We start from the raw sequence: 3,055 nt of genomic DNA, 5'->3' as shown, positions 1-3,055 counted from the left end.
GTTAATTGGATACAACAAATTGAGGTTTGTCATCAGTCTGGGTGGATTTTAGTCCACCAATGTATAACTTATTGAGTAATAACGCTAATCAGCGTACAAATAACCCAGCCATTGCTAAGGCTTTGCGTTCTATCTCCTGCCATTCTGTTTCAGGATCAGAACCCTCAACAATGCCAGCCCCTGCATAGAGCGTAATTTGATTTTGTTGAATTTTTGCAGAACGGAGATTAACGCAAAACTCCGCAGATTGAGGCTGGAAATAACCCAATGTCCCAGCATACCAACCACGCTCAAAGCCTTCTTGTTCAGCAATAAATTGTTTGGCGGGTAAACGTGGTAAGCCTGCAACTGCGGCAGTTGGCTGAATACGCATTAAGCAATCCACATCTGAAACTTGCTCTTTTAGTGTTGCTTGAATTTTGCGGCGTAAATGTTGCACATTATGTAACCGCTTGATTTCGGCACTGTTTACATTGATTTGGCTTACACAATCTTTAAGATGATCGCAAATATCATCAACCACTAATTGATTTTCATAAGTATTTTTTTGATCGCTTAATAGCCAAAGGCGATTTCTTTCTGTCTGTTCTAAATCGCTCGTAACGGCAACCGTTCCTGCGAGAGCCTCCGTTCTAAGCTGGCGGTCTTCTCTTTTATACAACCGTTCAGGGCTTGAGCCAATAAAGGCTTGCGATGCTTGTTCTGCCCATAAAAAATGGTAACACCCCAAATTTTTACGTTGGCTAATAGCGAGTAAATCATAAGCGGACAATGGCTGATTGAAGACAAAAGTCGTAGCATTTGCAAGTACTACTTTACGAAATTGGTATCGTTTAATGTTATCAATCGCTTGTTGAATATTATTTTGCCAAACGTCAAAATCATTGACAGCATTGGTGGTAATAATTTGTGGTTTTGCAATTGTTTCATCAGCAACTTTATCTACATTAGTCAGTAAGGCTAAACAAGTCTGGATTTCTTCAGCAAGATTTTGCTTGTTTAGGTATAAACAAGCGGTCAGTTTCTGAGAATTTTTTTCAAGGCAAAGACGGGGTAGAATAAATTGACATTCTCCCTCAAATTTCAGCCCACCGACTAATTTTATGCCAAACTGTTGGGAAAATTGTTCTGCACATTCCAACTGTGAAAAGGTTTCCACCGCACCAATAGCAGCTAATAAGAGATTATTAGAACGGTTTTGCCAGAAAAAATGCGGAAAAGTAGGTTGCTGTTTTAACCAATGCAACCAAAGGCTATCTTGCACAGGTTCTAACTGCTCAACAACAATTTCAATTTTTATCCAATCCAAATGGTCGGATAAACAATTAAACTGATGAACATTAGGCTCTGAAAGTAGGCTAATAAACCTTTGTTTTAACTTGTTAAAAATAGACATTGGCAAATTTTTAGTGAAATCTCACCGCTTGTTTGAAAAAAGAAAGCTATTTTAGCGTATTTCCCCTTTTTTTTCCTAACAAATCGGAGTAGAGTTAAGTATTTTTCATACTTTATTTCAATCTTGGGGTAATCTCAATGGAACGTTTTCCAAAAACTGACAAATTAACTCACGTTCGTTACGATATTCGTGGGCCTGTACATAAAGAAGCTCTTCGTTTAGAAGAAGAAGGGCATAAAATTTTAAAATTAAATATTGGTAATCCAGCCCCTTTTGGTTTTGATGCCCCTGCAGAAATTTTAGTCGATGTGATTCGTAACTTACCAACTGCACAAGGCTATTGTGATTCCAAAGGGCTTTATTCTGCCCGTAAAGCGATTGTGCAATATTACCAATTAAAAGGTTTACTAGATATTGATGTGAATGATGTTTATATCGGCAATGGCGTATCGGAATTGATTACAATGTCAATGCAAGCATTATTGAATGATGGCGATGAAATTTTAATTCCAATGCCAGATTATCCACTTTGGACTGCAGCGGCGACTCTTGCTGGCGGAAAAGCAGTCCATTACCTGTGTGATGAAGAAAAAGAGTGGTTCCCTGATATTGAAGATATTAAAGCCAAAATTACTCCAAATACCAAAGCAATTTTAGTTATTAACCCAAATAACCCAACAGGTGCGGTATATAGTCGCCAAATTTTATTAGAGATTGCAGAATTAGCTCGTCAGCATAATTTAATTATTTTTGCTGATGAAATTTACGAAAAAATTCTCTACGATGGTGCAGTTCATCATCACATTGCAGCACTTGCTCCAGATCTTTTAACTGTAACCTATAACGGCTTATCAAAAGCCTATCGTGTTGCAGGTTTCCGTCAAGGCTGGATGGTATTAAACGGCCCGAAACAGCAAGCTAAAGGATTTATTGAAGGCTTAGATATGCTTTCATCAATGCGTTTATGTGCAAATACTCCGATGCAACACGCTATTCAAACAGCATTGGGTGGTTATCAAAGCATCAACGAATTTATTTTACCGGGTGGTCGTTTATTAGAGCAGCGTAATAAAGCTCACGAACTATTAACACAAATCCCGGGAATTAGTTGTGTTAAACCAAAAGGGGCGATGTATATGTTCCCGAAAATTGATACCGAGATGTATGCGATTAAAGACGACCAAAAATTTGTCTTTGATCTTTTACAGCAAGAACGAGTATTACTTGTACAAGGTTCAGGATTTAACTGGCATAAACCAGACCACTTCCGTGTTGTAACCTTACCTTATGTTCATCAGTTAGAAGAAGCCATTACACGTTTAGGCAAATTTTTACAAAAATACCGTCAGGATTAATCTCTGCTACGATGAAAGATAATTCACCCACTTTAGTATGGTAGGGTGGGCTTCAGCCCACCACAAACTGATGAAAAACCCTAATTTATTATATTTAATAAGTGGACACACGCAGTGTGTCTCTACATAACAAAAATAAAATATTTATTTCAGATTGATGACAAACTCTAATTTGTTGTATTTAATAAGTGGACGCCAAGCGTGGCGTCCCTACATAACAAAATAAAATCTGTTATTTTTCAATTGGTTATAACTTTCCTTGTAGGGACGCCACGCTGGCGTCCGAATGAAAAAAGACTTTGTT

The 3,055-nt window shown here is 37.8% G+C and carries 2 protein-coding genes; one reads left to right on the top strand and one right to left on the bottom strand.

Annotation, left to right across the window (positions count from 1 at the left end):
• Window positions 1-88: 88 nt before the first annotated feature.
• Entirely contained in the window at window positions 89-1,396 is a 1,308-nt protein-coding gene (locus A1D25_RS10220) for an isochorismate synthase (protein WP_157395574.1), read from the bottom strand.
• A gap of 137 nt (window positions 1,397-1,533) precedes the next feature.
• On the opposite strand from A1D25_RS10220, the gene A1D25_RS10215 reads away from it, so the two are divergent.
• A complete protein-coding gene (locus A1D25_RS10215; RefSeq protein WP_157395573.1) occupies window positions 1,534-2,751 on the top strand; it encodes a pyridoxal phosphate-dependent aminotransferase in 1,218 nt (405 codons plus the stop codon).
• The last annotated feature ends 304 nt before the right edge of the window (window positions 2,752-3,055 follow it).

The organism is Ursidibacter arcticus, assembly GCF_009761375.1.
Lineage (GTDB): Bacteria > Pseudomonadota > Gammaproteobacteria > Enterobacterales > Pasteurellaceae > Ursidibacter > Ursidibacter arcticus.
This window is presented reverse-complemented; position numbering and strand designations above follow the sequence as displayed.